This is a genomic window from Agrobacterium leguminum (genome assembly GCF_015704895.1).
Taxonomy (GTDB): domain Bacteria; phylum Pseudomonadota; class Alphaproteobacteria; order Rhizobiales; family Rhizobiaceae; genus Agrobacterium; species Agrobacterium leguminum.
In genome coordinates this window covers 1-1426 of sequence record NZ_JADQWB010000044.1, presented here as the reverse complement: position 1 = coordinate 1426, position 1426 = coordinate 1, and the positions used below count along the sequence as shown (strand labels likewise).

Sequence of the window (1426 nt, the reverse complement as noted above, 5' to 3'; positions counted from 1 at the left end):
CTAGCACTACTTTGGCAGAATATATTCTGCTGTCCGAATTTGCCCTTTGCAGTGGGGACATCGGATTGCCATCATGGGGATGGCAAGTGCGCTGATGACGGCTCGACGAACGGCTGGCAGGGTCGGCTCAGGCGGCCCCTTGCGCGCTTGTCGCTTCTTTTTTTTCCCGCTTTGCAGTCTGCAATCTCTGATGCTGGAGGAAGGCGTAGGCGATCATCGTCATTAGGGCGTGCCGATGTAGCCCTTGCCATGATCGGCCTTCGAAGTGGTCGAGGCCGAGTTCTTCTTTCATTTGCTGATGCGCTTGCTCGCAAACCCATCGCGCCTTGATGGCGGCCGCCAGCATTTTCAACGTCGCATCGGCCGGCAAGTTGGACAGGTAGTATTTTCGCTCGTCGTTTGATCGCCATTCGCCAACCAACCAGGCTTCCTCGCCCGGCATGTGTTGCTGTCCCTTGTCAAGAATGCGTTGCGGCGTGCCGTCGGCGATCCGGACGCGCAATGCTGCAAAGCGTGCCGTCAGGCGGCCCTTTGTGCCACGCCGCCAACTGACCTTCTTCCAGCCTGCATGCATCAGGATCGTCTCGGCTGCAACCGACAGGATGTTAGGGATCGGATGCTTGCGCGGGCGACCATGATCGGAGACGGGAAAGATCAATTCGACATCATAGGGATAGACCTTCTGATGCTTGGGGATGCCGACCGCCCAGCTGAGGCCACGTCCACTCAGCCCCTGGCGGAAGGCCGCCGACAAGCCGTAGCCTGCGTCAGCCAGCACTGTGCCAAACCGGATGCCAGCCGCGATCAACCGATCGATCTCGTCGAGAGCGATCTCCGGCTTCGTGCGAGATGTCCGCATGGCATCGGGAACCCCGGCCTTGGCCATCCGTTCCGTGTCGCTGGTCCAGCACTCGGGCAAAAACAGACGCAAGCCAACCGGAACAGGAACCTCGTTTCGGGCAAGCGTCACCGACACCAGCGTCTGGCAATTTGCCCTCTTGCCCAGCATCGAAGCGTATTGCGGCGCGACGCCGACTGAGTAGTCGCCTTTCTTGGGAAGGCCGGTATCATCGATCACCAGAAACGCATCTAACGCGCCAACGATCCTGTCCGCCTGTCGCGCAAGCTCCGTCTCAAGAGGAACAGCATCCCAAAGGCCATCGGAAATGAAATGGTGGAGGCGGTCGTACTGGCCTGGAGCAAACCGTTCCGCCATCGGCTCGATACTCTTGCGGTCACCGGGACCAATGAGCCCGGAGACGTAAAGCGGGCACATCTGTCGTCGCTTCTTGTGTCCGAGCTTGTCCAGAAATGGCTGTAAAAATGCCGAAAGCTCCGTATCCCAATCTGCCATATCGCGCCCCCAACGAAGAGAGCACAGATCATCTCAAACCAGCCTTGCCCGAATCTGCCAAAGTAATGCTAG

Annotated in this window: 1 pseudogene; it reads right to left on the bottom strand. The window is 58.7% G+C overall.

Going from position 1 to position 1426, the window contains the following annotated elements:
* Positions 1–1354, bottom strand: a pseudogene (locus I3J13_RS25575) (IS701 family transposase); the annotation flags it as partial.
* Positions 1355–1426 lie beyond the last annotated feature (72 nt).